Annotated in this window: 24 protein-coding genes; 11 read left to right on the top strand and 13 right to left on the bottom strand. The window is 69.3% G+C overall.

The window, feature by feature from the left end; genetic code table 11:
- Positions 1–76: 76 nt before the first annotated feature.
- Together QH948_RS06495 and QH948_RS06490 are read right to left on the bottom strand one after the other, a co-directional pair.
- Positions 77–1,201, bottom strand: coding sequence for a class I SAM-dependent RNA methyltransferase (locus QH948_RS06495; RefSeq protein WP_281146020.1), 1,125 nt, complete (start codon positions 1,199–1,201; stop codon positions 77–79).
- Complete coding sequence (locus tag QH948_RS06490; RefSeq protein WP_438874127.1) at positions 1,198–3,192, bottom strand: APC family permease; 1,995 nt, start codon at positions 3,190–3,192, stop codon at positions 1,198–1,200. The genes QH948_RS06495 and QH948_RS06490 overlap by 4 nt, the downstream gene beginning before the upstream one ends.
- Positions 3,193–3,325: 133 nt before the next feature.
- On the opposite strand from QH948_RS06490, the gene QH948_RS06485 reads away from it, so the two are divergent.
- Entirely contained in the window at positions 3,326–3,973 is a 648-nt protein-coding gene (locus QH948_RS06485; protein WP_281146154.1) for a potassium channel family protein, read from the top strand.
- Between the two features lie 16 nt (positions 3,974–3,989).
- The gene (locus QH948_RS06480; protein WP_281146019.1) at positions 3,990–4,661 is read left to right on the top strand and encodes a potassium channel family protein; all 672 of its coding nucleotides are present in this window, start codon (positions 3,990–3,992) and stop codon (positions 4,659–4,661) included.
- 11 nt (positions 4,662–4,672) lie between these two features.
- On the opposite strand, the gene QH948_RS06475 is transcribed toward QH948_RS06480, so the two are convergent.
- Genes QH948_RS06475 through QH948_RS06460 form a run of 4 tightly spaced genes read right to left on the bottom strand, consistent with a single transcriptional unit; the run spans position 4,673 to position 6,692 of the window.
- Positions 4,673–5,029 carry an OB-fold nucleic acid binding domain-containing protein gene (locus QH948_RS06475; RefSeq protein ID WP_281146018.1) on the bottom strand — a complete coding sequence of 119 codons (357 nt, stop codon included), beginning with the start codon at positions 5,027–5,029 and terminating at the stop codon, positions 4,673–4,675.
- Between the two features lie 3 nt (positions 5,030–5,032).
- Positions 5,033–5,776 (bottom strand): DUF3710 domain-containing protein, encoded by a 744-nt coding sequence (locus QH948_RS06470; protein ID WP_281146017.1) that lies wholly within the window; start codon positions 5,774–5,776, stop codon positions 5,033–5,035.
- Positions 5,773–6,234, bottom strand: a complete 462-nt coding sequence (gene dut, locus QH948_RS06465; RefSeq protein ID WP_281146016.1) for a dUTP diphosphatase — start codon at positions 6,232–6,234, stop codon at positions 5,773–5,775. The genes QH948_RS06470 and dut overlap by 4 nt, the downstream gene beginning before the upstream one ends.
- Positions 6,231–6,692, bottom strand: a complete 462-nt coding sequence (locus tag QH948_RS06460) for a DUF3093 domain-containing protein (RefSeq protein ID WP_281146015.1) — start codon at positions 6,690–6,692, stop codon at positions 6,231–6,233. The genes dut and QH948_RS06460 overlap by 4 nt, the downstream gene beginning before the upstream one ends.
- Positions 6,693–6,755: 63 nt before the next feature.
- On the opposite strand from QH948_RS06460, the gene QH948_RS06455 reads away from it, so the two are divergent.
- Positions 6,756–7,049, top strand: a complete 294-nt coding sequence (locus QH948_RS06455; protein ID WP_281146013.1) for a DUF4235 domain-containing protein — start codon at positions 6,756–6,758, stop codon at positions 7,047–7,049.
- 67 nt (positions 7,050–7,116) lie between these two features.
- Here QH948_RS06455 and QH948_RS06450 read toward each other — a convergent pair whose 3' ends face one another.
- Positions 7,117–7,413, bottom strand: a complete 297-nt coding sequence (locus tag QH948_RS06450) for a DUF4193 domain-containing protein (RefSeq protein ID WP_219079865.1) — start codon at positions 7,411–7,413, stop codon at positions 7,117–7,119.
- Positions 7,414–7,610: 197 nt separating this feature from the next.
- Here QH948_RS06450 and sepH point away from each other — a divergent pair, with 197 nt between their 5' ends.
- On the top strand, positions 7,611–8,510 hold the full coding sequence (gene sepH / locus QH948_RS06445; protein WP_281146012.1) for a septation protein SepH: 900 nt from the start codon (positions 7,611–7,613) through the stop codon (positions 8,508–8,510).
- Position 8,511: 1 nt separating this feature from the next.
- Here sepH and QH948_RS06440 read toward each other — a convergent pair whose 3' ends face one another.
- From QH948_RS06440 to QH948_RS06425, 4 genes are read right to left on the bottom strand one after another with little or no spacing between them, the layout of a single operon-like run.
- Positions 8,512–9,162: a thymidine kinase gene (locus QH948_RS06440; protein WP_281146011.1), complete on the bottom strand. Its 651-nt coding sequence runs from the start codon at positions 9,160–9,162 to the stop codon at positions 8,512–8,514.
- The gene (locus QH948_RS06435; RefSeq protein ID WP_281146010.1) at positions 9,155–10,402 is read right to left on the bottom strand and encodes a glycosyltransferase; all 1,248 of its coding nucleotides are present in this window, start codon (positions 10,400–10,402) and stop codon (positions 9,155–9,157) included. The genes QH948_RS06440 and QH948_RS06435 overlap by 8 nt, the downstream gene beginning before the upstream one ends.
- The gene (locus tag QH948_RS06430) at positions 10,399–11,520 is read right to left on the bottom strand and encodes an alkaline phosphatase family protein (protein ID WP_281146009.1); all 1,122 of its coding nucleotides are present in this window, start codon (positions 11,518–11,520) and stop codon (positions 10,399–10,401) included. The genes QH948_RS06435 and QH948_RS06430 overlap by 4 nt, the downstream gene beginning before the upstream one ends.
- Entirely contained in the window at positions 11,520–12,077 is a 558-nt protein-coding gene (locus QH948_RS06425) for a DUF5998 family protein (RefSeq protein WP_281146008.1), read from the bottom strand. The genes QH948_RS06430 and QH948_RS06425 overlap by 1 nt, the downstream gene beginning before the upstream one ends.
- 42 nt (positions 12,078–12,119) lie before the next feature.
- Between QH948_RS06425 and QH948_RS06420 the strand changes: the two genes are divergently transcribed.
- Genes QH948_RS06420 through QH948_RS06410 form a run of 3 tightly spaced genes read left to right on the top strand, consistent with a single transcriptional unit; the run spans position 12,120 to position 16,222 of the window.
- Positions 12,120–13,145, top strand: a complete 1,026-nt coding sequence (locus QH948_RS06420; protein ID WP_281146007.1) for an App1 family protein phosphatidate phosphatase — start codon at positions 12,120–12,122, stop codon at positions 13,143–13,145.
- Between the two features lie 59 nt (positions 13,146–13,204).
- Positions 13,205–15,709, top strand: a complete 2,505-nt coding sequence (locus QH948_RS06415) for a DNA gyrase/topoisomerase IV subunit A (RefSeq protein ID WP_281146006.1) — start codon at positions 13,205–13,207, stop codon at positions 15,707–15,709.
- Between the two features lie 21 nt (positions 15,710–15,730).
- Positions 15,731–16,222 (top strand): beta-class carbonic anhydrase, encoded by a 492-nt coding sequence (locus tag QH948_RS06410; protein ID WP_281146005.1) that lies wholly within the window; start codon positions 15,731–15,733, stop codon positions 16,220–16,222.
- Positions 16,223–16,228: 6 nt separating this feature from the next.
- Here QH948_RS06410 and QH948_RS06405 read toward each other — a convergent pair whose 3' ends face one another.
- Complete coding sequence (locus QH948_RS06405; protein WP_281146004.1) at positions 16,229–16,915, bottom strand: FadR/GntR family transcriptional regulator; 687 nt, start codon at positions 16,913–16,915, stop codon at positions 16,229–16,231.
- Between the two features lie 141 nt (positions 16,916–17,056).
- Between QH948_RS06405 and QH948_RS06400 the strand changes: the two genes are divergently transcribed.
- The 4 genes from QH948_RS06400 to QH948_RS06385 are packed head-to-tail and all read left to right on the top strand — an operon-like array spanning position 17,057 to position 21,634.
- Positions 17,057–18,724, top strand: coding sequence for an L-lactate permease (locus QH948_RS06400; protein WP_219079884.1), 1,668 nt, complete (start codon positions 17,057–17,059; stop codon positions 18,722–18,724).
- 20 nt (positions 18,725–18,744) lie between these two features.
- Complete coding sequence (locus QH948_RS06395) at positions 18,745–19,503, top strand: (Fe-S)-binding protein (protein WP_281146003.1); 759 nt, start codon at positions 18,745–18,747, stop codon at positions 19,501–19,503.
- Positions 19,500–20,984, top strand: coding sequence for a LutB/LldF family L-lactate oxidation iron-sulfur protein (locus QH948_RS06390; protein ID WP_281146002.1), 1,485 nt, complete (start codon positions 19,500–19,502; stop codon positions 20,982–20,984). Before QH948_RS06395 ends, QH948_RS06390 begins: the two co-directional genes overlap by 4 nt.
- Positions 20,981–21,634, top strand: coding sequence for a LutC/YkgG family protein (locus QH948_RS06385; RefSeq protein ID WP_281146001.1), 654 nt, complete (start codon positions 20,981–20,983; stop codon positions 21,632–21,634). Before QH948_RS06390 ends, QH948_RS06385 begins: the two co-directional genes overlap by 4 nt.
- Before the next feature lie 84 nt (positions 21,635–21,718).
- Here the strand turns inward: QH948_RS06385 and QH948_RS06380 are convergent, their stop codons facing one another.
- Entirely contained in the window at positions 21,719–23,797 is a 2,079-nt protein-coding gene (locus QH948_RS06380; RefSeq protein ID WP_281146000.1) for a DNA gyrase/topoisomerase IV subunit B, read from the bottom strand.
- Positions 23,798–23,954: the final 157 nt, after the last annotated feature.

Raw genomic sequence — 23,954 nt, 5'->3', positions numbered from 1 at the left:
GCAAATATCGTTGGCGTCGGTGAACTTCGTTGGCGTCTGGGATTTTTCGTTGGCGTCGCGGAGGGGGTTGGCCAGGTCAGGGGCGGGTCAGCAGGGCGACGCACTCGACGTGGTGCGTCAGGGGGAACAGGTCGAAGCCGCGGATCCAGTCGGGGCGGTAGCCGGCGGCCTCGAAGGTCGCCAGGTCGCGGGCCAGCGCCGCGGGGTCGCAGGCGACATAGGCGACGGCCCGCGGGCCGGCCTCCGCGACGGCCCTCACCACGCGCGCGCCGGCCCCCTTGCGGGGCGGGTCGAGTACCACGAGGTCCGCATCGGTGGGGATGTCGCGGACGCCGCGGTTCAGGTCGGTGACGTGGAACTGCCCCTCCGGCACGTTGCGCCGGGCGTGGGCCACCGCGTCGCGGCCGTACTCCAGCCCCATCACCTCGCAGCCCCGGTCCGCCAGGGCGCCGGCGAACAGTCCCACGCCGCAGTACAAATCGAGTGCCCGCTCCCCCGGCTGCGGGTCCAGCGCGTCGAGCACCACGCTGCCGAGCTGCTCGGCCGCATGTGTGTGCACCTGCCAGAAGCCGCGTGCGGACACCTCGAAGGTGCGACCCAGCACGCTCTGGTGCACCGGATCGGGGCCGGTGGTGCGACGGGGCCCGGAGCAGGTGAGCCCGTCGTCGGAGATCGCGACGATCACCTCGTCGCCGGGGCGTCCGACCTCGGCGACGGGATCGAGCGGGTGCGGCACGGCGAGCACCGATCCCTCGGGCGGCAGCGCGACGACCTGGTGCGAACGGTGGGCGCGCAGCCCGACCCGGCCAACGTCGTCGATCGCGTAGCGCATGCGGGTGCGCCAGTGCGTCAGGCCGCCCGGGGCGGCCTCGACCTGCCCGTCCCACTCGAGTCCGGCCAGCCGCCGCAGCTGCTCGGCGACGACGGCCGTCTTCAGCTCGAGCTGCGTGTCCCGGTCCGCGTAGAACCAGTCGGTCCCGACGCACTCTGGTGGCACGGGCCAGCCCTCGCAGACCCGGCCTGCAGCCGGCTCGAGCACCCGGGTGACCTGTCCGCGGTCGAAGCGCGAGCCCCGTTCCGTGATGTCGACGATCACGCGCTCGCCCGGCAGACCGCCGACGGTGAACACGACCTTGCCGTCGGCCCGCCCGACGACGAAGCCGCCGTGGGCGACGCGCTCGAGCTGAAGCTCCACGGTCACCGGCGCACCTGGTTCTCGGTGAGCGTCCGCGCGCGGTCACGGCGGCGGTCGGAGCTCTCCAGCTGGTAGGGCACGGACGTGACCATGACGCCCTGCATGAAGTGCAGGCGCGTGCGGATCATGAGCGCCGTCTGGTTGTGGAGCACCTGCTCCCACCAGTGCCCGACGACGTATTCGGGGATGAACACGCTCACGACGTCACGCGGGTTCTCGGTGCGCAGCTGACTGACGAACTTGATGAACGGTCCCGTGACCTCCCGGTAGGGGGACGCGATGACCTTGAGCGGGATGCCGAAGTCCTCGGCCTCCCACTCGTCCAGGATCGTCTCGACCTGGTCGTCGTCGATCGCTACGCACACCGCGGTCAGGGTGGTGGGGCGCGTGGCGCGGGCGAAGGCGATGGCCTTGATGGTTGGCAGGTTGACGTTCTGCGCCAGAATGACGGCGCGCACGCGGCTCGGCAGTGCCCTGTCCGACTCCGGCGTGAGCTTCACCTCCTCCGCCACGGCGCGGTAGTGGTTCGAGATGCCCAGCATCAGCACGTACATCAGGCCCATTGCGACGAGCGCGAGGTACGCGCCGTGCGTGAACTTGGAGATCAGGACGACGATCAGGACAACCCCGGTCATGGTCGCGCCGACGATATTGATGACGCGGGAGCGCTGCTGGCGGCGACGCACGGCAGGGTCACGCTCGGTGCGTAGGGTCCCCGACCAGTGCCGGACCATGCCGATCTGGCCGAGGGTGAAGGAGATGAACACTCCGACCACATACAGCTGGATCAGCGCGGTGACCGACGCGTTGAACGCGAGCACCAGGACGATCGCGGCCACGGACAGCATCAGGATGCCGTTGGAGAACGCGAGACGGTCGCCGCGTGTGTGCAGCTGGACGGGCAGGTAGGAGTCGCGCGCGAGGATCGACGCCAGGGCCGGGAACCCGTTGAAGGCGGTGTTCGCGGCCAGGAACAGGATCAGCATGGTGGCGGCGACCATGATGTAGAAGCCGGGCTGGAACCAGTCGGAGAACACTACGGCGGCGAGCTGACCGACGACGGTCGTGGCCGCCGTGTGGATCGTCTCACCCGCCTCGTTGATGTAGTGCGTGCCCGTCAGCTCGTCGATCAGGTGCACCTTCGTGAGGTTCGCCAGGGCGATGATGCCGAGCAGCATCGTGATGGCGATGAGGCCGAGCGCCCCGAGCACCGTCGACGCGTTGCGGCTCTTTGGCGGCTTGAAGGCGGGCACGCCGTTGCTGATGGCCTCGACGCCCGTGAGCGCGGCGCAGCCGGACGAGAATGCGCGTGCCAGGATCGCGATCAGCGCCCAGCCGACCAGGTCACCGGAGCCGTCCGGCCGAACAACCTCGAGATTCGCCGTCTCGCTAAGCAGCTCGTGGCCCAGCACGAAGATCCGAAACAGCCCGATGAAGATCATCAGCAGCATCGAGATCATGAAGACATAGGTGGGGATCGCGAACGCGCCGCCGGAATCCCGCACGCCGCGGAGGTTCACGATGGTCAGCAGCACGATCACGCCGACGGCCGTCCATGCCTCGTGCCCCTCCAGGAACGGGAACATCGCCTTGGCGTTGATCACGCCCGAGGAGACCGAGACTGCCACGGTCAGCACGTAGTCGACCAGCAGCGCGGAGGCCACCGTCAGGCCGGCATGGCGGCCCAGGTTCTCCTTGGCCACCTCGTAGTCGCCACCGCCGTTGGGGTAGGCGTAGACGGTCTGCCGGTAGGACATCACCACCACGGCGACGACGATGCCGACCATCAGGCCGATGGGCCACGAGAACATGAAGCCCGCCATGCCCGCCAGGGAGAGCGTGATGAGGATCTCATCGGGGGCATAGGCCACGGAACTCAGCGCATCCGATGCGAACACGGGAAGCGCGAGGCGCTTTGGGAGCAGGGTCTCGCCCATCTGATTGGACGCGAGACGACGCCCGACAAGGAGGCGCTTGACGCCCGAGAGAACACTCACCCGGTTACGGTAGACCCTGGGCAGTGCGTTGTCAGGTCGGGTCCCGCCCTATCGGCGCCCGGCGACGGTGACACGGACGATCCTGCTATCTTCTGTTGGACCCCAAGGAGGACCCAGCGTGCACATCGTCATCATGGGCTGTGGGCGGGTAGGCGCCATGCTCGCGACAGGCCTCGAGAAGAGGGGCCACAGCGTCGCGGTCATCGATTCGAACGTCGACGCCTTCCGCCGACTCGGCCCCGAGTTCAAGGGCGTGACGGTCAAGGGTGTCGGTTTCGACCGCGAGGTCCTTGAGGCGGCGGGCATCCGTAAGGCCGACGGTTTCGCCGCCGTGTCGAGCGGCGACAACTCCAACATCCTGGCCGCCCGCGTCGTCCGCGAGATCTACCACGTGGAGAACGTGGTGGCCCGCATCTACGACCAGGGCCGCGCCGCCGTCTACGAGCGCCTGGGCATCCCCACCGTCGCGACCGTTCGGTGGACCGTGATGCAGGTGCTGCGTCGGCTGCTTCCCGAAGGCAGCGAGCCGGTGTGGCGCGATCCCACCGGCGACGCCCGGCTCCTGCAGGTGCGCGTGCACAGCGGGTGGGTGGGTCACAGGATCCGTGACCTGTCGAACCACGCGAACTGCCCCATCCCCTTCGTCCTGCGCGTGGGTCGCGGCATCGTGCCCGACCGGGACACCATCTACCAGGACGGCGACCTCATCTACGTCGCGTGCATGGTCGAGCGCACCGACGATGTCGAGTCGCTCTTCGCCAACCCGCCGGTGAAGCCGTAACAAGGAGAAGTCGAAGATGCGAGTCGCAATCGCCGGGGCCGGCAACGTCGGGCGTTCCATCGCCCGCGAGCTCATCGCCAACGGGCACAAGGTCCTGCTGATCGAGAAGGAATCGGCGGCCATCAAGCCGGACTCGGTGCCCGGGGGGACCTGGCAGCACGCCGACGCCTGCGAGTTGCAGTCCCTGGAGGAGGCCGGGCTCGACACCTACGACGTGGCTATCGCCGCCACCGGTGACGACAAGTCGAACCTGGTCTTCTCGCTGCTCGCCAAGACCGAATTCGGAGTCCCGCGCACCGTCGGCCGCGTGAACCATCCCGGCAACGAGTGGATGTTCGACGCGCAGTGGGGCGTCGACGTCTCGGTGTCCACTCCGCGGCTGCTCTCAGCGCTGGTGGAGGAGGCCGTCTCGACGGGCGACCTCATCCGCCTGCTGACGTTCAAGAGGTCGACTGCGCACCTGTCGGAGTTCACGCTGCCGGACGACTCGACGCTCGTCGGGCGTCGGGTACGGGACGTATCCTTCCCCGGCGACGCGGTGCTGGTCGCGATCATCCGCGACGGGGCACCGCTCACCCCGGAGCGAGACCGCGCATTCGAGGGTGAGGACGAGATGCTCTTCATCGTCACGCAGGACGCGGAGGCCGACCTGGCGGAGATGCTCGCCAACGAGGGTCCTGAGGGCTGAGCCGACTCGGCTCAGGGGACGATCTCGAAGTCCGGGTTGTAGATCACATAGGCCTTGTGGTCGACCGCCAGCCGGCCGTGGACCAGCACGTTACGGCCGGGCAGCAAGCACTCGATGCGGCTGCGCCCCATCCAGACGAGCCGCACCTTCGCGGTGCCATCGGTGACCTCGGCCTCGAGCCACCCGTTGTCGGCGTCGGAGGTGACGGAGACCACGGTGCCCCGGATCGTGACGTTCGAGCGAGGGGCGCAGCCGGTGAGCTGCTGGGCGCCGCAGTCGGCGGCCTGCTCCCGCAGCTCCTCGGCCTCCAGTTCCTCCGCGGGCGCGAAGGCCCGACGCACCTTCTCGGAGAAGGTCTTCTCAGGCATCGCTCAGTCCTCGGTGGGCTTCTGAGGGACGACGAGCGGCAGCAGGCTGCCGGGCGCCTGGGGCCGGCCGTCGCGCCGCACCACAACGTTGCTGAAGAACTCGGTGAGCTTGAGCTGGGCATCCTCGTTGGTCGTCTCCAGCGTGGCCCTGCCCATGACGACGCCGCGCAGCAGCCAGCCGGGGCCGGGCACGAGCCAGGTCCGCGACACGTGCATGCCCTGCTTGCCCTCCGCGTCGGTCACCGGGAGCATCCGGCGCAGTTCGGCGCCGAAGGGTCCCTCGGCGAGCTGGACCCGGCCCTTCTGCCGGGCGGTGGCGGCGATGATGTCGCTGCGGACCTCGGGGGCGAGCGAGGTGCGGGCAGGGCCTGCGAAGACGGACAGCTCCAGGGCCGACTCCCCGTCCCCGACGAGGATGGCCTGCACGGCCTCGGTCTGACGGTTCATCTGCAGCTGCATCGTCATGCCCTCGAAGGGCGTGACGATCAGCGAGCCGAAGTCGATGCGGGTCACCTCGTCGGCGTCCGCCTCCAGATCGACCTCCTCGACGTCGAACGGGCCCTCGTCCCGGCCGAAGGCGGCGTCCCACTCGCTGGCCTGCTTCTCAGCCCTTGCCAACGCGTCGTCGGCCTGGCTGGGCGGGGTCTCCCCCTCCGCCTCGACCGTCGCCCCCTCCTCGTCGGCGAGGACCTCGTCGAGCTGGTCGAGGGTCTCGGTGGCTGCGCGCTTCCTGCGTCCGAAAATCACTGCATGTCCTTCACGTCTTCGTCAGGGCGGGTGAAACCGCCCGTAGAACCATAACCACCCTGCCCCCGTTGTGTGTCATCGAGGGTGTCGGTGGGCACGAAGTCGGCGGTCACGAACGGCATGATGAGCAGCTGTGCGACCCGGTCCCCCGCAGCGAGCGAGACAGGGGTCTGAGGGTCCAGGTTGACCAGACACACCTTGATCTCGCCGCGGTAACCCGAGTCGATGACGCCGGGCGAGTTGACGATGCTCAGGCCGACGCGGGCGGCCAGCCCTGAGCGGGGCGTGACGAGTCCCACGTGGCCCTCGGGGATGGCGATCCGTACGCCGGTCCCGACGAGGCGGCGCTCGCCGGGGGCCAGCTCGATGTCCTCGGTGGCGCGCAGGTCAGCGCCGGCGTCTCCCGGACGGGCGTAGGTCGGGCGGGACGCGTCGTCGGCGACGATCTCGATCCTCATCGCACGGTCACCTCCTTCGCGGGCAGGGCCCGCAGAGCGGCTGCCAGGTCCTTCGGTCGGCGCGTGCTGACCAGCCAGTAGGGGTGCGGATCCGCGACGTCGTCGAGATCGATGCGAACGACGTCGGTGATGAAGGGTCGCGTGAACAGGAAGGCACGAGGGTCGGCAGCGGGGCCGAGCGCCTCCCGGGCCGCCTCCCCCTCGTAGGGCTCTGCCGCGGCGATGTAGCGCGACTCGAGACGGTACCGGCCGACGCTGAGGCCGCTCTCGTCGACCCTCACCACGATGCCCCCGTAGGCCAGGATCCCCGCGATGACCGCCACCAGGAAGAGGGCGCAGACGGCGATGCCGGCAGGCAGCGGAAGGTAGGCGAGCACCGCCACCGCGATACACACCTCGAATCCGAGGCCCACCAGCCACCACGTCCAAGGGGCGTGGAGTCTTTCAGAGTACGTCACGTAGCCAGCCTAGCCTTCTGTGCATAATGGGACGCGGATCGAAGACGCGTGAGAGGAGCCCCCATGGCGATGACAGAGAAGCTGATGTGGAAGGTCTACGCCGGTGCCCTCGGGGCCGTGACGACCATCGTGGCGCAGAAGGTCGTGACGCAGGTGTGGGTCGCCTCCACCGGCGATACTCCTCCGGACCCCAACGACCCCGACACGCCTCTGACCCAGGCACTCATCTGGGCCGTCGCGAGTGGCCTCGGCGTGGGGATCGCGCAACTGACCATGAACCGTTTCGTCCAGCGCCGCTGGGTACGCAACTTCAACCACGCGTCGCCCGGCAAGCTGCGCAACAAGCTGGACATCTGACGCAGCGAGCATGGAATCGGCGGGGTACCCTGAGGTGCCCCGCCGGTCTCATGTGTCGGATCGTCGCTCAGACGCAGTCCACGCAGTACTGCTTGCCGCCCCGGGTCTCGGCCAGCTGGCTCGTCGACTTCACGAGGAAGCACGAGGCACAGGTGAACTCGTTCGCCTGGCGCGGGAGAACCCGGACCGTCAGCTCCTCATGGGAGAGGTCCGCCCCGGGAAGCTCGAAGGACTCGGCCGCTTCAACCTCGTCCTCGTCCACCTTGCCGGAGTTCTTGTCGTTGCGGCGCGACTTCAGTTCCTCGAGCGAGTCCTCGCTCATCTCCTCGTCGGTCTTGCGAGGTGCATCGTAGTCGGTAGCCATCCAGTGTGTTTCCTTTCCTTCGCCGCGACGCGGATATGTGTACCACATCCCCGGTCGAGTTCAACAGGCAGCCTGGCACCAACCGTGCCGCGCGAGCTTCCGGCGGCCAAACGGGGGCGCCCGGAGAGGCAGACGCACGCGGTCGCCCCGCGCTGGTAGGTTGTGCTCACCCACAGCATCACCACCGACGAGGAACCATGGACAACGCTCTGACCCCCCGCGAGATCCAGACCAGGATCCGCTCGGGCGCCTCGGTAGCCGATGTCGCCGAGGAGTCGGGCATGGACGCCGCCCGCATCGAGGCCTTCGCAGGGCCCGTCCTCGCCGAACGGGAGCACATCGCGGGCGCCGCGCAGGCAGCGACGGTCCGCCGCCGCGGCGAGACCGGCTCGCACCGCAAGCTCGGTGAGCTGATCACACAGCGCCTCCTGTCCCGGGGCATCGACCCGGAGGCCGTCACGTGGGACGCCTGGCGTCAGGTGGATCTCAAGTGGCGTGTCGCCGCCCGCCTGCAGGCCGACCCGGAACCAGAGTCACGCTCTGCCGAGTTCATCTTCGATCCGAAGGCGCGGTTCTCGATCGCCGACAACGAGGATGCCCGCTGGATGATCGGCGAGGAGTCCCGCGCCGGGTCGAGGCCCGAGGAGGAGATCACCGTCGATTTCCACGACGAGCTCGCCCTCGTGCGTGCCGTCACCCAGCCGGAACCGCCCGGCGACGAGGTGCCGAGCTCGGAGCTGATGCTGGACGGCAACGAGGACACCTCGCAGCTCGACCGGCTCTACGACATGCTGAGTGGGATCAGCGAGGACTCGGTGCGGATCTACACCGGGATCCTCGACCCCGTCGGCGACGACGAGGAGGAGGCCCCGGCACCGGGGTCCGAGCCCGCCGCCCGGCCGGAGCCCGATGAGGAGGCGGCACCGGGACACGACCCGGAGGCCGACGAGCCGACGGTGCAGGTCGAGGTAGACAAGGAGCCGACGCAGGAGGCCCTCGTGGACAGCGACGAGCCGAAGAAGGCCCCACGCCCCCGCAAGCGCCGCGCCTCGGTCCCGAGCTGGGACGAGATCATGTTCGGCGGGCCGACCAGCTGAGCTAGAAGTTCTCCGGATCGAACGGCAGGGGCTCCGGGTTCAGGGTCGCCTTGGCACGCACCGCGGTCATCCGGCGGCGGTGGTGCGCCCTGCAGAGCACCTCGTAGCGGACCTCGGACCCCGCGACCGTGTCCCCCACCACCACCTGGGTCCCCTCGGTGACCATCAGGCCGCCCACGGTGCGCGCGTTGTGCGTACCCCGCGCGCCGCACCAGCAGAGCGGTCCGATCGGCAGCGTCTCCATCCGGTCCGCGAGTTCGACAAGCCGCTGCGATCCGGGGAACAGGTGCGTGCGGAAGTCCGCGAGGATGCCGAACGCGTACACGTCCAGCTGGAGCTCGTCGACGATCCGGGCCAACTGGTCGACCTGCTCGGGGGTGTAGAACTGGGCCTCGTCGCACACGATGTAGTCGACGCGGCGCGCCTGGGTCAGCTCACCGATCACGTATCGCCAGAAGTCGAACTCCGCATCCACCTCCAGCGCGGCGACCTTGAGCCCGAGCCGCGACGTGATGACGCCGCTGCCCGAACGGTCCTGCGACGTGAAGACACGGCCTCGGCGGCCGTGGCTCGACTGCGTGTAGTCGAGCTGCAGGGCAAGTGTCGACTTGCCGCAGTCCATCGGGCCGGTGTGGAAGACGAGCTCAGCCACGTGGCTCCCTTCGTGAGATGAGATCCTGATACGCCTGCGCGTACTTCTCCGCTGTGCGCTCCGGCGCGAGATCCGGCAGCAACAAGGTCGACGCCTCGGCCATCGACCGGCGTCGGGCCGGGTCCATCAGCACCCGGAACCCTGACGCCATCGAGGCCACGTCCGGGCCGGTCAGCAGCGCGCTGTCGGGCGACAGACCCACCGTGAGCCGGTCGTCGCAGTACATGACCGGCAGGCCCGCAGACACGGCCTCGGCGATCACGAGCCCCTGGGAGTCGAAGCGGTGGGAGGCGAGAGCCAGCGCGTCGGCGTTGACGAGCTCGTAGGCGATCGCGTCCAGGCTGGAGAGATGGCCGCGGAAGTCGATGTTGTCCGCGCCCTTCGCGAGCCGTCTGAGCAGGTCCCGCTGGTCGCCGTCTCCGACGATGACCAGTTCGGCGCCCGGCAGATCGGCGCGTCGGAAGGCCCGCACGAGCACGTCGAGGCGCTTCTCCTTGGCAAGCCGGCCGATGGACAGGAACCGCACGCGGCCGTCGACCCTCTCTCGGCGGGCCCTCCCGACGGCGGCGAGCAGGTCGCGGTTGTAGCCGGTGGGGACCACGTAGCTGGGCAGGGGTTGGCCGGCCGCCTCGTCGATCAGGCCACGCATGAACGGGCTGGGCACGGCGTAGGCGTCCACGCGCTGCGCGATGCGCGCGAAGGAACGCCAGTCGGTGCGGGCGAAGAAGCCCCCTGTCTCGTGTCTGGCTGACGGCAGCCTGGTCGGTGGGACGATCTCCAGGGGCGCGGCCCGGCGCAGGAGCGGGAGGACGAGCGCCTGATAGCTCCAGGTGCCCAACACCGCGGCTTTGATGGCGCGGTGCGTGCCGGCGATGTTGGCGTGGAAGGTGTGCAGGTGCGGGATGTCCTGGAGGCGTGCGATGCGCGCGCCGAGGATCAGCGCGCCGCGCTCGGTCTGGCTGTGGACGACGTCGAACGCCGCGATGTCCGTGATCAGCCGCGCCCGGCGGGCGCTGCAGTGCAGGATACTGAGGTGCGCGGGCAGGCCCTCGATGTACATCGTCGGGCACTCGATGACCCTGGCCAGCCGCGGCTTCTGCAGGTGCCGGTCGGGGGCGATCAGCGACACGTGGTGGCCCAGTGCCGTCAGTTCCTCGATCTGGGTCTGCACCGACCGTCCGATGCCACCGGAGGACGGGAAGAAGTCGTCGATCATGAGCGCGATCCGCAGCCCACTCACGAAACGCCACCTGCCACCAGGAGCGGGACCTCCATCTCGTCCCGGGTCAGCGACCCGTGCATCCCGACCAGGCCGAACTCCTTGGGGGTGGCCCGGCTCATCACCGCGTGGTCCTCGGTCATCGCCGCCACGACGTCGCCGATGCGGGCCTGGCTACGGTCGCGGACCAGCGGCCCGAACCAGCCTGCCTCGATGGCCTCGTCGCGCAGCAGCACCTGGGCGCGCTCGCCGAGACACGAGCGCCAGGCAACCGCCAGGGCGCGCGCGTCGTCGCCGTAGACGTGGCGGAAACGCGGCTCGCCACCCACCGCGTCGTGCCCGACGAGCCTCGGTTCGTCCTCCAGCACGATGCGGGAGCTCTCCGGCACGTTGATCATGCCGTGGTCGCCCGTGACGAGCAGGCAGACGTCGTCGGGCAGCTGCCCGATCAGATGGTCCACGAGGTCGTCGACGGCGCCGAGCCTGTCGAGCCACTGCCAGGACCCGACGCCGAACCCGTGGCCGTCGTGGTCGAGCATCCGCTCGTAGGCGTACACCAGCCGGGCGCTCCGCAGCGCCTCGGTGATGCGGCCGGCGACGTGCTCGACGTCGCCCTCCCGCGTGACGGGGACCGGCGTGGCGCCGCGGAAGGCGAGGCGCGTGAGCGCGCTGCCGGAGAACCTGTCGAGGGTGACGGTCGCGGAGCCGATGCCCTCGGCCGCCAGCTGCTGGAAGACGGTCGGCACGGAGGCGAACGCGTCGACGTCGGCCGGCCCGCCCTCCCAGGTCAGCGCGTTGATGACGCGGTCCACGCTCGGCTCGCGGAAGCTGTAGCCCACGACGCCGTGCTCTCCCGGCGGCGCCCCGCAGCCCAGCGAGGTCAGCGAGGTCGCGGTGGTCGACGGCACCGAACACGTGAGCCGGTCGGCCCTTGCCTGCAGGGTGCCCATCGTCTCCGCATGGTCGGCGAACGCGGCGAGCTGGTGCCACCCGAGACCGTCGACGAGCAGCACCACGTATCGCGAGGCGTGCGGAAGCTGCAGCACGGGGTGGGCGCCCGTGATCCGAGCCTGGACGCTTCCCAGGACGTTGACGAGCGCGTGGTCGGCGTAGCGGGGCTCGATGAAGGAGCCGCCCATCAGCCGATCGCCCCCTGCAGTCTCAGCCCGAATCCGATCAGCTTGCGGGCGTTGTCACCGTCGGCCTGGGGACTCATCCGCACCGTGATGTCGTCGGGCTGGATGACTCCGGTGTAGCCGTGGTCGGCCTCGCAGCTCGGGTCCTCGCAGGCGGCGGGGCCGAGGTCGACGCGCCGGGCGGCACCCCACACGATCGACAGCCACGCCTCGTTCAGCCCAGTGAGGTTCTCCGGGTCGGTCAGCGAGCGGGTGAGCACGACCGAGTCGATCGCCCGCAGCGCGACGACCTCGGTCGTGGCAAGGGCCTCCTCGCGGGTCCCCTCCCCCTCGTCGATGTGGACGAGCAGGAGCTGCGTCGCGGTGCGGACCAGGACGGTGATGTGACGGTGCAGCTCGCGGCCGGCGAACGTCGCCTCGTGCTGCACGAGGTGGTCGAGGACCTCGCGGCCGCCGAGTCCCAGTTCGACCGACTCGGCGACGAGGTTCGGATAGAAGCCGCTCTGCGCGATCTCAGCGGCAAGATCAGCGGGCAGCTGGGACTGGTCGGGTCGGGTCACCGGTCCATCATGTCATGTCGCGGCTGGACTAGGTTAGGAGCCATGGCATCGCGACCCTTCATCGCCGCCCGTGTCGAGGACCGCTTCAACGGGCTGCTCGGCCGCGCCCTCGAGCGGCGCGGATGGCAGGAGTCGATCATCCCGTTCATCGGCTACGGGACCAGCGAGCAGCTGCGCATCCTGGCCCGCGTCGTGCTGCGCCCGTCGCAGGAACTCGGCATCGTCCAGGCTGCCAACGCCCTGCTGTGGCGCCGGGGCTGGCGCAACTTCATGAACGCCGCGAAGGTCGGTGCGAAGGTGACCGTCGTCATCGGCGACACGCACTTCCCCGTCACCGCGGACCGCGGCGGCTACATTGATGTGCGCATCGTCAACCCCGGGCTCGGGCCCGGCTGGCACGACGTCCAGCTCGTCGCCGGCGATGCGAGCGCCACGGCGCGGGTGCAGGTCATCGGGGACGACGTCACCTTCGGCATCGTCAGCGACATCGACGACACGATCCTGTCCACCTGGCTGCCGCGGCTCTTCATCGCCGCCTGGAACTCGCTGATCCTGACCGAGCAGGCCCGGCAGGCCGTTCCGGGCATGGCGCGCATGTATCAGAGGCTTCTCGCCGAGAACCCGGGCTCGCCCATCATCTACGTCTCCACCGGCGCCTGGAACACCTACCCCATGATCTCGCGCTTCATCGCCCGCCACGGCATCCCTGCCGGGGCGATGCTGCTGACCGACTGGGGACCCACCAACACGGGGTGGTTCCGCAGCGGCGTAGACCACAAACGCCGCTGCCTGCGCGAGCTCGCGCGGGACTTTCCCGACATTGCCTGGCTGCTCGTCGGCGACGACGGCCAGCGCGATCCGGACCTCTACGCGGAGTTCGCGGCGCTGCAGCCCCGCCATGTCCGGGCGCGCGCCATCCGCCAGCTCACTCCCGGCGAGCACGCCCTGGCGCACGGCCTGCCGATGGAGGTCCCCGATTCGGACAAGCAATGGGAGCCGGAGACGGCACCCGAGGTCCGGGCACCCGACGGGGACGGCCTCGCCGACCAGCTGGCCGAGATCCTCTGACGGCGCGATATCCTCACCCTCGCACCCGTCAACTGAACCGACACCAGGAGGCCGCTCGCATGGCGAAGCCCACGATCGACGATGACGCCCTCGAAGAGGAGAATATCCTCGACGTCGACGTCACGGCCGAGATGGAGGCCAGCTTCCTCGAGTACGCCTACTCGGTGATCTACTCCCGGGCACTCCCGGACGCCCGTGACGGCCTCAAACCTGTGCAGCGGCGCATCCTCTTCTCGATGGACGAGATGGGGATCCGCCCCGACCGGGGCCACGTCAAGTGCGCCCGCGTCGTGGGCCAGGTCATGGGCCTTCTCCACCCACACGGCGACGTGGCCATCTACGATGCGCTGGTGCGCATGGGTCAGCCGTGGGCGATGCGGCTCCCGCTGGTCGACGGGCACGGCAACTTCGGCTCGCTCGACGCCGGCCCGGCCGCCATGCGCTACACCGAGTGCCGGATGGGACCCGCGGCACTGGCCATGACAGCGGGCATCGACCAGGACACCGTCGACTTCAAGCCGAACTACGACGGCAAGGAGTCCGAACCGGCCGTCCTGCCCGCGGCCTTCCCCAACCTGCTGGTCAACGGCGCCACCGGCATCGCGGTGGGCATGGCGACCAACATCGCACCCCACAACCTCATCGAGGTGGTGGCGGCCCTGAAGCAGCTGCTGAAGGACCCGGGCATCGACCTCGACGCTCTCATGCGCCACATCCCCGGCCCCGACTTCCCGACGGGAGGCAAGATCGTCGGGCTCGACGGCATCCGCGACGCCTACGCGACGGGCCGGGGCAGCTTCCGGATCCGCGCCACCACGCGCATCGAGAAGGTGTCCCCGCGCCGGATGGGCATCATCGTCACCGAGCTGCCGTACATGGTCGGTCCGGAGAAGATCATCGAGCAGATCAAGAAGGGCGTCGATGACAAGAAGCTCACGGGCATCGCCGACGTCAAGGACCTTACCGACCTCAAGCACGGGACCCGGCTGATCATCGAGGTCAAGAACGGCATCAACCCGGAGGCATTGCTGCAGCAGCTCTACCGGGCGACCAAACTCGAGGACACCTTCGCCATCAACGCGGTCGCGCTCGTCGAGGGTCAGCCGCGCACCATGCCGCTCAAAGAGATGCTCGAGGTCTACCTGGCGCACCGCATCGAGGTCACCACCCGGCGAACCCGCCACCAGCTGACCCGGGCCGAGGACCGGCTGCACCTCGTGCGTGGCCTCATCACGGCCATCGCCGACATCGACGACGTCATCGCGATCATCCGCAGCTCCGCCGACGCCGGCGAGGCGCGCGAGCGCCTGATGGGCGCCTTCGACCTGACAGAGATCCAGGCGAACTACATCCTCGACATGCAGCTGCGCAGGCTGACCCGCTACTCGACGATCGAACTGGAGAAGGAGGCCGAGGAGCTCTCGACCACCATCGCCTCCCTGCGCCTGATCCTGGACGACGAGTCCGTGCTGCACCGGGTCGTCGGCGACGAGCTGACCCAGGTCTCCAGGCAGTTCGGCACCCCGCGCCGCACCATCCTGCTGGCCTCCGGCGGGGCCCCGGCCACCGCGGTCGGCCCACTCGAGGTGCCAGACGACCCCTGCTGGGTCCTGCTCAGCGGCACGGGACTCGTCGCGCGCACCGACTCCGCCGACCCGCTGCCCACGTCCGGCCGGTCCCGGCATGACGTCGTGGTGGCCAGCTGCCGCACCACGGCCCAGGCAGAGTTCGGCGTCGTCACCAACCTCGGGCGTCTGATCCGCTGCCGCGCGATCGAGCTGCCGACCGTCCCGCTGACCGCCACCGCGCCGTCCCTGCAGGGCGGCAGCCTGGCGCACGAGCTGTGGCCGCTGGCGAAGAACGAGCGCCCGCTGGGGCTCGTGCCGCTCACCGAGGACGCGCCCGGCCTCGTGCTCGGCACCCGCCTCGGCGTGGTCAAGCGCGTCAACAACGAGGTCCTTGCGAAGGATGCCTGGGACGTCATCAGGCTCGAGGACGGAGACGAGGTCGTCGGCGCGATGGCCGACGACGAGGCCGCCGATCTGGCCTTCGTCACCAGCGACGCCCAGCTCCTGCACTTCCCCGCCTCCGCAGTGCGCCCGCAGGGCCGCGCCGGCGGCGGCGTCGCGGGCATCAAGCTCGCCGCCAAGGCGAAGGTCATCTGGTTCGGCACCACACACCCGGATCTGGACGACGTCGTGACGGTCTCCGGCTCCGCGGACGCCCTGCCGGGCACCGAGGCCGGGACTGCGAAGGTCACCCCCCTCGCCGAGTACCCGGCGAAGGGCAGGGCCACGGGTGGCGTGCGCTGCCACCGGTTCCTGAAGGGCGAGGGGGCGCTGCTGATCGCGGCCATCGGGCCGCGCCCGCTGGTGGCCGCGGCCGCCAGCGGCTCGGCCGTCGACCTGCCCGCCGTCGACCCCCGCCGCGACGGCTCAGGCGTCGCGCTGGCCCAGCCCGTGACGATGATCGCCGGGCGCATCGGCGACCAGGCAGCGGCGGCCCCGGCCGGCCGAGATGACGCCAACGGGGACGGCGAGTCGGCGGTAGAGTCCCTGTTCTAGGACCACTGACAGGAGCTCACCATGGCCTTTGACGACCTGCTTGAGGCAAACGAGCGCTACGCCGCCGATTTCCACGACGGATTCTTCGACGGCGTCGCCAAGGCAGGCGTGGCCATGGTCACCTGCATGGATTCACGCATCGAGCCGCTCGCGATGCTCGGCCTGCACCTGGGAGACGCCAAGATCCTGCGGACGCCGGGCAGTCGCGTCACCACCTCGACGCTGACCGGATGCGTGCTGAGCGTCCAGCTACTGCAGGTCACGCGCATCATGATCGTGCCGCACACCCGCTGCGCCATGGCCTCCGGCACCGACGCCGACATCCGCCGTCGGATCGCCGAGCGCACCGGGGAGGACACCAGCTGGATCGACTTCGGCGCGAACCCGGACCAGATGGGCCGGCTCCACGAGGACGTCGACCGGGTCCGCAGCCACCCCCTGATCCGCGGCGAAGCCGAGGTCGGAGGCTTCGTCTACGACGTCGACAGCGGCCTGCTCCGTCAGGTCATCTGAACCGGCTCAGCCGAAGATCGCCCGGTGAGCCCCGCGGATGTGGGCCTCACAGCGCTCGGTCGCCAGTCGGCCGTCCCGCATCCTCAGCGCCTCAAGGATGCCCGCATGTTCCTCGTTGAGACGGGTCCGCAGAGGCTCCCAGTCGCTCTCGCGTTCCCCCTCGAGGATGCGTGCCTCCACCGCCTCCCGGATCGCGATGGTCAGGTCGCGGACAAGGCGGTTCGCGCCAAGGAGCGCGATGGTGACATGGAAGCGGGTGTCGAGCTCATTGAACTCCTCCACGCCTTCCGTGGATTGCATTTCCGCAACAATCTCCTGCAGTAATCTGACGCCGTCGTCGTCAATGGAGTGGGCCGCCGCCTCGGCCGCGGCCCGCTCGAGAACCACGCGCGTCGACGTCACCTCGTCGAACGAGATGGCCCCCAGAGCGACGTGGAGGCGCAGCACGCGAGCGAGCGCGACGCCCTGGCCGGTTGCCACCCGCGTGCCCCCTCGCGGCCCCGTCTGTGACGTGACTACGCCCTGAGCCTGCAGAACCTTGATCGCCTCGCGCACCGCGGACCGGCTCGCACCGAGCTGCGAAGCGAGCTCACGCTCATTGGGGAGGCGTTCCCCCGGGGCCACGTTGCCCTCCAGGATCTCCCCCGTCAGATAGTCAAGGGCGGATTCAAAACCGCCGACACTCACTGTCATGGAACTCATTGTGACGGCAATCCGGGAGATTTGGAACAATTATGTCGGGGCTGGTCTGACCAGATGGAAGTCGCCTGTTATCTTGGTGCGGCAGGCCAACGACGGCCGGTGAACTGACGTTTTCGACAACGGAGTCCTTACATGTACCAACCTGAACTAGCGCCTCTCGGGAGCCTGGCGCTGTCGGCCCTGGTGGCGCTCCTGCCACTCGTGGTGATGTTCCTCACCCTCGGCGGCCTGAAGTGGAAGGCCCACTGGGCCGGCCTCGCCTCGCTGCTGACCGCAATCATCGTGGCCGTGGCCGCTTTCAACATGCCCGTGGGTCTCGCACTCCTGTCGGGCGCAGAGGGTGCCGTCTACGGCCTGTTCCCCATCACCTGGATCGTGCTGACCGCCATCTGGCTGTATCAGGTGACCGTCGTCAGCGGCCGCTTCGAGGATCTGCGAGCCACCTTCGGCCTCATCTCCGATGATCCGCGCATCCTCGCGATCCTGATCGCCTTCTGCTTCGGCGGCCTGATGGAGGCCCTTGCCGGCTTCGGCGCACCCGTCGCCATCACCGGCGTCATGCTGATGTCGATCGGCTTCTCCCCCGTCCGCGCCGCCATGGTCGTCCTGCTGGCCAACACCGCCCCCGTCGCCTTCGGCGCCGTCGGCACCCCGATCATCACCGCCGGCGGTCTGACCGGCCTCGATTACCACACCATCGGCGCCTACGTCGGCCACCAGTCCCCGGTGCTCGCGCTGTTCGTCCCCTGCCTGCTCGTGCTGCTCGCCGACGGCAAGAAGGGCCTGAAGCAGACCTGGCCGGCCGCCGTCGTGATCGGCGTCTCCTTCGCGATCGCCCAGTGGCTGTCGGCCACCTACTTCTCCACCGAGCTGACCGACATCGTCGCCTCGCTGACCGCACTGGCCGTCGGCGTCGTGTTCCTCCGCTTCTGGAAGCCGCAGGGCGGTGCCGAGGCGCTGCAGCGCATGGCGGTGGAGCGGGAGAACTCCAAGGTCGCCGACGCTGTCGAGCCCGCGCACGTGGGGCACGCCCCCGCGGGCGCCCTCACCACTGGTCGTATCTTCATGGCCCTGGTCCCCTACCTGCTGGTCATCCTGATCTTCACCGTCGCCAAGCTCGTCGGCCCCGTCAAGGCCTTCCTCGCCAGCACGGACCTCAAGATCCACTGGCCCGGCCTCTACGGCAACCTCCTGAAGGACGGCGAGCCGTCGACCTCGGCGATCTACACCTTCGGCTGGCTGTCGAGCCCCGGCACCCTGCTGGTCATCACGGCCATCCTGGTCGGCATCATCTACCGCGTCTCCTTCAAGAACATGGTCGGCGAGCTGTGGGCCGTCATGCACAAGATGCGCTGGTCGGCACTCACCATCGCCTCCGTGCTCGCCCTGGCCTACGTGATGAACCTGTCCGGCCAGACCACCACCATCGGCTACTGGGTCGCCGGCATCGGCGCCGCGTTCGCGTTCCTCTCACCGATCCTCGGCTGGATCGGCACCGCGGTCACGGGCTCGGACACCTCGGCCAACGCGCTGTTCGCCACCCTGCAGCAGACCACGGCCAACAAGATCGGCGTCGACGAGTACCTCCTCGTGGCCGCCAACACCTCCGGCGGCGTGGTCGGCAAGATGATCTCCCCCCAGAACCTGGCCATCGCCTGCTCCGCCGTCGGCCTGGTCGGCGCCGAGTCGCTGCTCTTCCGCAAGGTCGTCCTCTGGAGCCTCGGGCTGCTCCTGGTGCTGTGCATCCTCATCGGACTGCAGTCCACCCCGGTGCTCTCCTGGATGCTCCCGGTCCGCTGAGTCAAGTAAAGGAGTAAACCATGGCACCCCTCACCGGAGCCAAGGTGGCCCTGTTCGCCACCTGCATCACCGACACTGTCAAGCCGAGCGTGCCCATCGCGACGGTCAAGCTGCTCGAGCGGCTCGGCTGCCGGGTGGAGTACCCCGCGAAGCAGACCTGCTGCGGTCAGATCATGACGAACACGGGCTACTTCGACGAGGCGGTCCCGACGGTGCGTAACTTTGTCGAGACCTTCGGCGAGTACGACTACATCGTCGCCCCCTCGGGCTCCTGTGTGGGGTCCGTGCGGGACCAGCACACGATGCTGGCCCGCCACGCCGGCGACGCCGGCCTCGAGAAGGAGGCCGGCGCCGTCGCGGCGCGCACCTACGAGCTCACCGAGTTCATCGTCGACGTGCTCGGCGTGACCGACGTCGGCGCCTACTTCCCGCACAAGGTGACCTACCACCCCTCGTGCCACGGCCTGCGCATCACCCGCGTGGGTGACCGGCCAGAGCGGCTGCTGAGCGCGGTCGAGGGGATCGAGCTGGTCGACCTCCCCGACGCGAGGTCTTGCTGCGGGTTCGGCGGCACCTTCTCGGTCAAGAACTCGGACGTCTCCATCGCGATGGCCACGGACAAGGCCAACAACGCCGTGTCCACCGGCGCCGAGTACATCACCGGCGGCGACCACGCCTGCCTGATGAACATCGGCGGCGTGGCCCACCGCAACGGCCAGCACATCACCCCGATCCACCTGGTCGAGATCCTGGCAGCCACGAAGGAGGACGCGCGATGACCGCCACACCCACCCGCCGCACGCCGGAGCCCGGCTCCTGGCTCGGCATCCCGGCCTTCCCCAAGGCCGCCCCCGGCGAGCTCGCCAACGAGACGCAGCGCAGGAACCTGCGGCACGCCACGACTACCATCCGGGCCAAGCGCGTCGTGCGCGCCTCCGAGGTCCCCAACTGGGAGGAGCTTCGCACCGCGGGCGCCCAGATCAAGGACCGCGTCGGTCGGCACCTGGACGAGTACCTCGTGCAGGCCGAGGAGGCCATGACGAAGGCGGGCATCACGGTCCACTGGGCCCGCGACGCCGCCGACGCCAACCAGATCGTCGCCGAGATCGCCAAGGCGAAGGGCGTCGACGAGGTCGTCAAGATCAAGTCGATGGTCACGCAGGAGATCGACCTCAACGAGGCCCTCGAGGCCGAGGGCATCGCGGCCTGGGAGACCGACCTGGCCGAGCTGATTGTCCAGCTGGGCCACGACCTGCCGAGCCACATCCTCGTCCCCGCGATCCACCGCAACCGTGACGAGGTGCAGGACATCTTCACCCGCGAGATGGGCCTGTACGGCACCCCCGCCCCCGAGGGCATCTCGAACAACCCGGAGGAGCTCGCCGCCGCGGCCCGCGTCCACCTTCGCGAGAAGTTCCTCCGCGCGAAGATGGCCGTGTCCGGCGGCAACTTCATCGTCGCCGAGACCGGCACCCTGGTGATCGTCGAGTCCGAGGGCAACGGCCGCATGTGCCTGACGCTGCCCGAGACGCTCGTCTCGGTCGTCGGCATCGAGAAGCTCGTCCCCACCCTGGAGGACCTGGAGGTCTTCCTCAAGCTGCTGCCCCGCAGCTCGACCGGCGAGCGGATGAACCCGTACACCTCCATGTGGACGGGCGTCACCGAGGGCGACGGTCCTCAGGACCTGCATGTGATCCTGCTCGACAACGGCCGCAGCAACGTGCTGAGCGACCCCGAGGGCCGCGCCGCGCTGCGCTGCATCCGGTGCTCCGCGTGCCTCAACATCTGCCCGGTGTACGAGCGCGTCGGCGGCCACGCCTACGGCAACCCGTACCCCGGCCCGATCGGCGCGATCCTCGGCCCGCAGCTGCGCGGCATGGAGGACGAGCGCGACCGCGCGCTCCCCTTCGCGTCGTCGCTGTGCGGTGCCTGCAACGAGGTGTGCCCCGTGCGGATCCCGTTCACCGACATCCTCGTGCACCTGCGCCACAAGGTCGTCGAGTACAAGACGGCCAAGCACCCCACGGTCGAGCAGGGGATCATGAAGGGCGCCGGCTGGGTGATGGCCGACGGCAGCCACCTGGCGACCGTCCAGGCGGGCGAGCGCATCGGAGGCCGCGTCTTCCGCGGCAAGTGGCTGGGCCCCATGGGCCCGATCCCTATCGCCAAGGAATGGTTGAAGGGCCGCGACCTGGAGCCGCTGCCCACCCAGAACTTCCGCCAGTGGTGGAAGAAGAACCGCGAAGGAGGGCAGCGATGAGCGCCCGCGATGAGGTGCTGGCCCGGGTCCGCCGAGCCACCGCCGACGTGACCGAGAAGGACCCGGACAGGGACGTACCCGTCGACTGGGCCTATGGCCAGCCCCTGGCCACGCCCGACGTGCTCGAGGACTTCGTCGAGAAGGTCGAGGACTACAAGGCGGCCGTGCGTCGCGTGAAGGCCGACGCGGTGCCCGCCACCATCGTGGAGGCCATGCAGGCCCTCGACACGACGAGCGTCGTGCTCCCCGCCGGGCTGCCGACCGAGTGGATCGCGGCGGTCGAGGCGGCGGGCATCGTGACACACGGCGACGAGCCGCAGCTCACGCACGCCCAGCTCAACACGATCGACGCCGTGCTGACGACCACCGCCGTCGGCATGGCCGACTCCGGCACGATCGCGCTCGACCACGGAGTCGGCCAGGGCCGCCGCGCCCTGTCCCTGCTGCCGGACCGTCACATCTGCGTGATCCGGGCCGATCAGGTCGTCAGCGACGTGCCCGAGGGCATCGCCCGCCTGGCGCCGGCCATCCGGGCAGGTAGCCCGGTGACCTGGCTCTCCGGCGGCTCAGCGACCTCGGATATCGAGCTCAGCCGTGTCGAGGGTGTCCACGGGCCCCGCCACCTGTCGGTGATCCTCGTCGAGGACTGACCGTCGACCACCACGACCGCCATAGGCCCCCGGCACCCGTCTACACGGGTGCCGGGGGCCTATGGGCTGATCGAGCGTCGGTGCTCAGGCGTCGATCCGCTCGGCGTCCAGCTGGTAGGCGCCCTCGATGATGAACTCCTTGCGGGGGGCGACGTCGTTGCCCATCAGCATCTCGAAGACCCGCTCCGCCGCGAGCGCGTCGTCGACGGTCAGCCGCCTGAGCGTGCGATGCTTCGGGCTCATCGTGGTGTCGGCCAGCTGGTGCGCGTCCATCTCGCCGAGGCCCTTGTAGCGCTGCGGCTCCTTGAACCTGGTGCCCCGCCTCGTCAGCTCGGCCAACTTGCGCTGGTACTCGGCGTCCGAGTACGTGTAGATGTACTTCTCCTGGCCCTTGCGTGGGTTCGTCAGCTCGAAGCGGTGCAGCGGCGGGACGGCGGAGTAGACGCGCCCGGCCTCCACCATCGGCCGCATGTAGCGGAAGAACAGGGTGGCAAGCAGGCAGCGGATGTGCGCGCCGTCGGAGTCGGCGTCGGCCATGAAGATGATCTTGCCGTAGCGCGCGTTGTCCACGTCGAACGTGCGGCCGGATCCGGCGCCGACCACCTGGATGATCGCGGCGCACTCGGCGTTCTTCAACATGTCGCCGACGGAGGCCTTCTGCACGTTGAGGATCTTGCCGCGGATGGGCAGCAGCGCCTGGTGCTCGGAGTCCCGTGCGACGTTGGCCGTCCCGAGTGCGGAGTCGCCCTCGACGATGAACAGCTCGGTCAGGTCGACGTTGTTGGAGCGGCAGTCCTTGAGCTTCGGAGGCAGCGTGGAGCTCTCCAGCGCGTTCTTGCGGCGCTGGTTCTCCTTGTGGTTGCGGGCCTGCACGCGGGTGCGCGCGGCGCCGACGACCTTCTCCTGCAGCTGGCGCGCCACCGCCTTCGTCTTCGGGGCGTTCATGAAGGCCGTCAGCTCGGACTCGACGATACGCGCGACGATCGCGCGGACGGGGGGCGTGCCCAGCACCTCCTTCGTCTGGCCCTCGAACTGGGGCTCGGCCAGCCGGACGGTCACCACGGCCGTGATGCCCTCGAGGCAGTCCTCCTTGATGACCTCCTCGCCGGCCTTGAGCAGGCCGCGGGTGCCCTCGAAGGACTTCACGATGGCCTTGGTCAGGCCGCGCTCGAAGCCCGTGACGTGCGTGCCGCCCTTGGGGGTGGCGATGATGTTGACGAAACTGCGCACGACTGTGTCGTAACCGGTTCCCCAGCGCACCGCGATGTCGACCTCGAGCTGCCGCTCGACGTCGGTCGCGGTCATGGCGCCGGCGTCGTCGAGCATCGGAACGGTCTCGACGAACGAGTCGGTGCCCTGCAGCCGGATGATGTCGGTCAGCGGCGCATCCGCGGCCAGAAAGTCGGCGAACTCGGCGATGCCGCCCTCGTGCAGGAAGGACTCGGTGGCCGCCTCGTCGCCGCGCGCGTCGGTCACCTCAAGCTCGAGCCCGGGCACCAGGAAGGACGTCTGGCGGGCCCTGTCGTGCAGCTGCGTCACCGACAGCTGCGCATCGGTGAGGAAGATCTGCCGGTCCGGCCAGTAGGTGACCCGCGTTCCGGTGACCGCCCTGCTGCGGACGCGGCCCACCTTCCGCAGCCCGCCGCCGGGGGTGAAGGGTGCGTCCGGGCCCTCGCCGTCGAAGACGCCGGGGGTGCCGCGGCGGAAACTCATCGCCCAGGTGGCGCCGTCCCGGTCGACCTCGACGTCGAGCCGCGAGCTGAGCGCGTTGACCACGGAGGCGCCCACGCCGTGCAGGCCGCCGGTGGCGTTGTAGGACGAGTTCCCGAACTTGCCTCCGGCGTGCAGCTTGGTGAAGACCACCTCCACGCCGCTCAGCCCGGTGCGCGGCTCGGTGTCCACCGGGATGCCGCGTGCCTTGTCGACGACGGTGATGGAACCGTCGTGGTTGAGCGAGACCGCGATGCGGGTGCCGAAGCCGGACAGTGCCTCGTCGACCGCGTTGTCGATGATCTCCCAGAGGCAGTGCATGAGGCCGCGCGTGTCCGTCGAGCCGATGTACATGGCCGGGCGCTTGCGCACGGCCTCGAGTCCTTCGAGAACCAGGAGGTTCTTGGCCTCGTAGTCGCGCGAGTGGGTCTGCTTGGCGGTCGGGGTCTGCACCGCGCCAGATTACCGTGGCTCCCCGCGTCGCGCACCGAAGCCCTTGGGCGCGGCGCTAGGATCGGGGCTCAGTCCGGCGGAGACTGGTCGCGGAGCAAGACGGGAACAAACCGTGACCGGCATTCGTTGCACACTGTGACAACAACACCGATGGGAG

The organism is Tessaracoccus lacteus (assembly GCF_029917005.1).
Classification (GTDB): domain Bacteria; phylum Actinomycetota; class Actinomycetes; order Propionibacteriales; family Propionibacteriaceae; genus Arachnia; species Arachnia lactea.
The sequence above is the reverse complement of the archived record's forward strand: the minus strand, read 5'-3'. Positions and strand labels throughout refer to the sequence as shown.

Excerpts from the sequence above, each read along its gene's own strand:
- QH948_RS06485 (WP_281146154.1), top strand. The coding sequence starts at position 3,326 with ATGGGCTGTGGGCGGGTAGGCGCCATGCTCGCGACAGGCCTCGAGAAG.
- QH948_RS06480 (WP_281146019.1), top strand. The coding sequence starts at position 3,990 with ATGCGAGTCGCAATCGCCGGGGCCGGCAACGTCGGGCGTTCCATCGCC.
- QH948_RS06475 (WP_281146018.1), bottom strand. The coding sequence starts at position 5,029 with ATGCCTGAGAAGACCTTCTCCGAGAAGGTGCGTCGGGCCTTCGCGCCC.
- dut (WP_281146016.1), bottom strand. The coding sequence starts at position 6,234 with ATGAGGATCGAGATCGTCGCCGACGACGCGTCCCGCCCGACCTACGCC.
- QH948_RS06455 (WP_281146013.1), top strand. The coding sequence starts at position 6,756 with ATGGCGATGACAGAGAAGCTGATGTGGAAGGTCTACGCCGGTGCCCTC.
- QH948_RS06450 (WP_219079865.1), bottom strand. The coding sequence starts at position 7,413 with ATGGCTACCGACTACGATGCACCTCGCAAGACCGACGAGGAGATGAGC.
- sepH (WP_281146012.1), top strand. The coding sequence starts at position 7,611 with ATGGACAACGCTCTGACCCCCCGCGAGATCCAGACCAGGATCCGCTCG.
- QH948_RS06430 (WP_281146009.1), bottom strand. The coding sequence starts at position 11,520 with ATGGGCGGCTCCTTCATCGAGCCCCGCTACGCCGACCACGCGCTCGTC.
- QH948_RS06420 (WP_281146007.1), top strand. The coding sequence starts at position 12,120 with ATGGCATCGCGACCCTTCATCGCCGCCCGTGTCGAGGACCGCTTCAAC.
- QH948_RS06415 (WP_281146006.1), top strand. The coding sequence starts at position 13,205 with ATGGCGAAGCCCACGATCGACGATGACGCCCTCGAAGAGGAGAATATC.
- QH948_RS06410 (WP_281146005.1), top strand. The coding sequence starts at position 15,731 with ATGGCCTTTGACGACCTGCTTGAGGCAAACGAGCGCTACGCCGCCGAT.
- QH948_RS06405 (WP_281146004.1), bottom strand. The coding sequence starts at position 16,915 with ATGACAGTGAGTGTCGGCGGTTTTGAATCCGCCCTTGACTATCTGACG.
- QH948_RS06400 (WP_219079884.1), top strand. The coding sequence starts at position 17,057 with ATGTACCAACCTGAACTAGCGCCTCTCGGGAGCCTGGCGCTGTCGGCC.
- QH948_RS06395 (WP_281146003.1), top strand. The coding sequence starts at position 18,745 with ATGGCACCCCTCACCGGAGCCAAGGTGGCCCTGTTCGCCACCTGCATC.
- QH948_RS06390 (WP_281146002.1), top strand. The coding sequence starts at position 19,500 with ATGACCGCCACACCCACCCGCCGCACGCCGGAGCCCGGCTCCTGGCTC.
- QH948_RS06385 (WP_281146001.1), top strand. The coding sequence starts at position 20,981 with ATGAGCGCCCGCGATGAGGTGCTGGCCCGGGTCCGCCGAGCCACCGCC.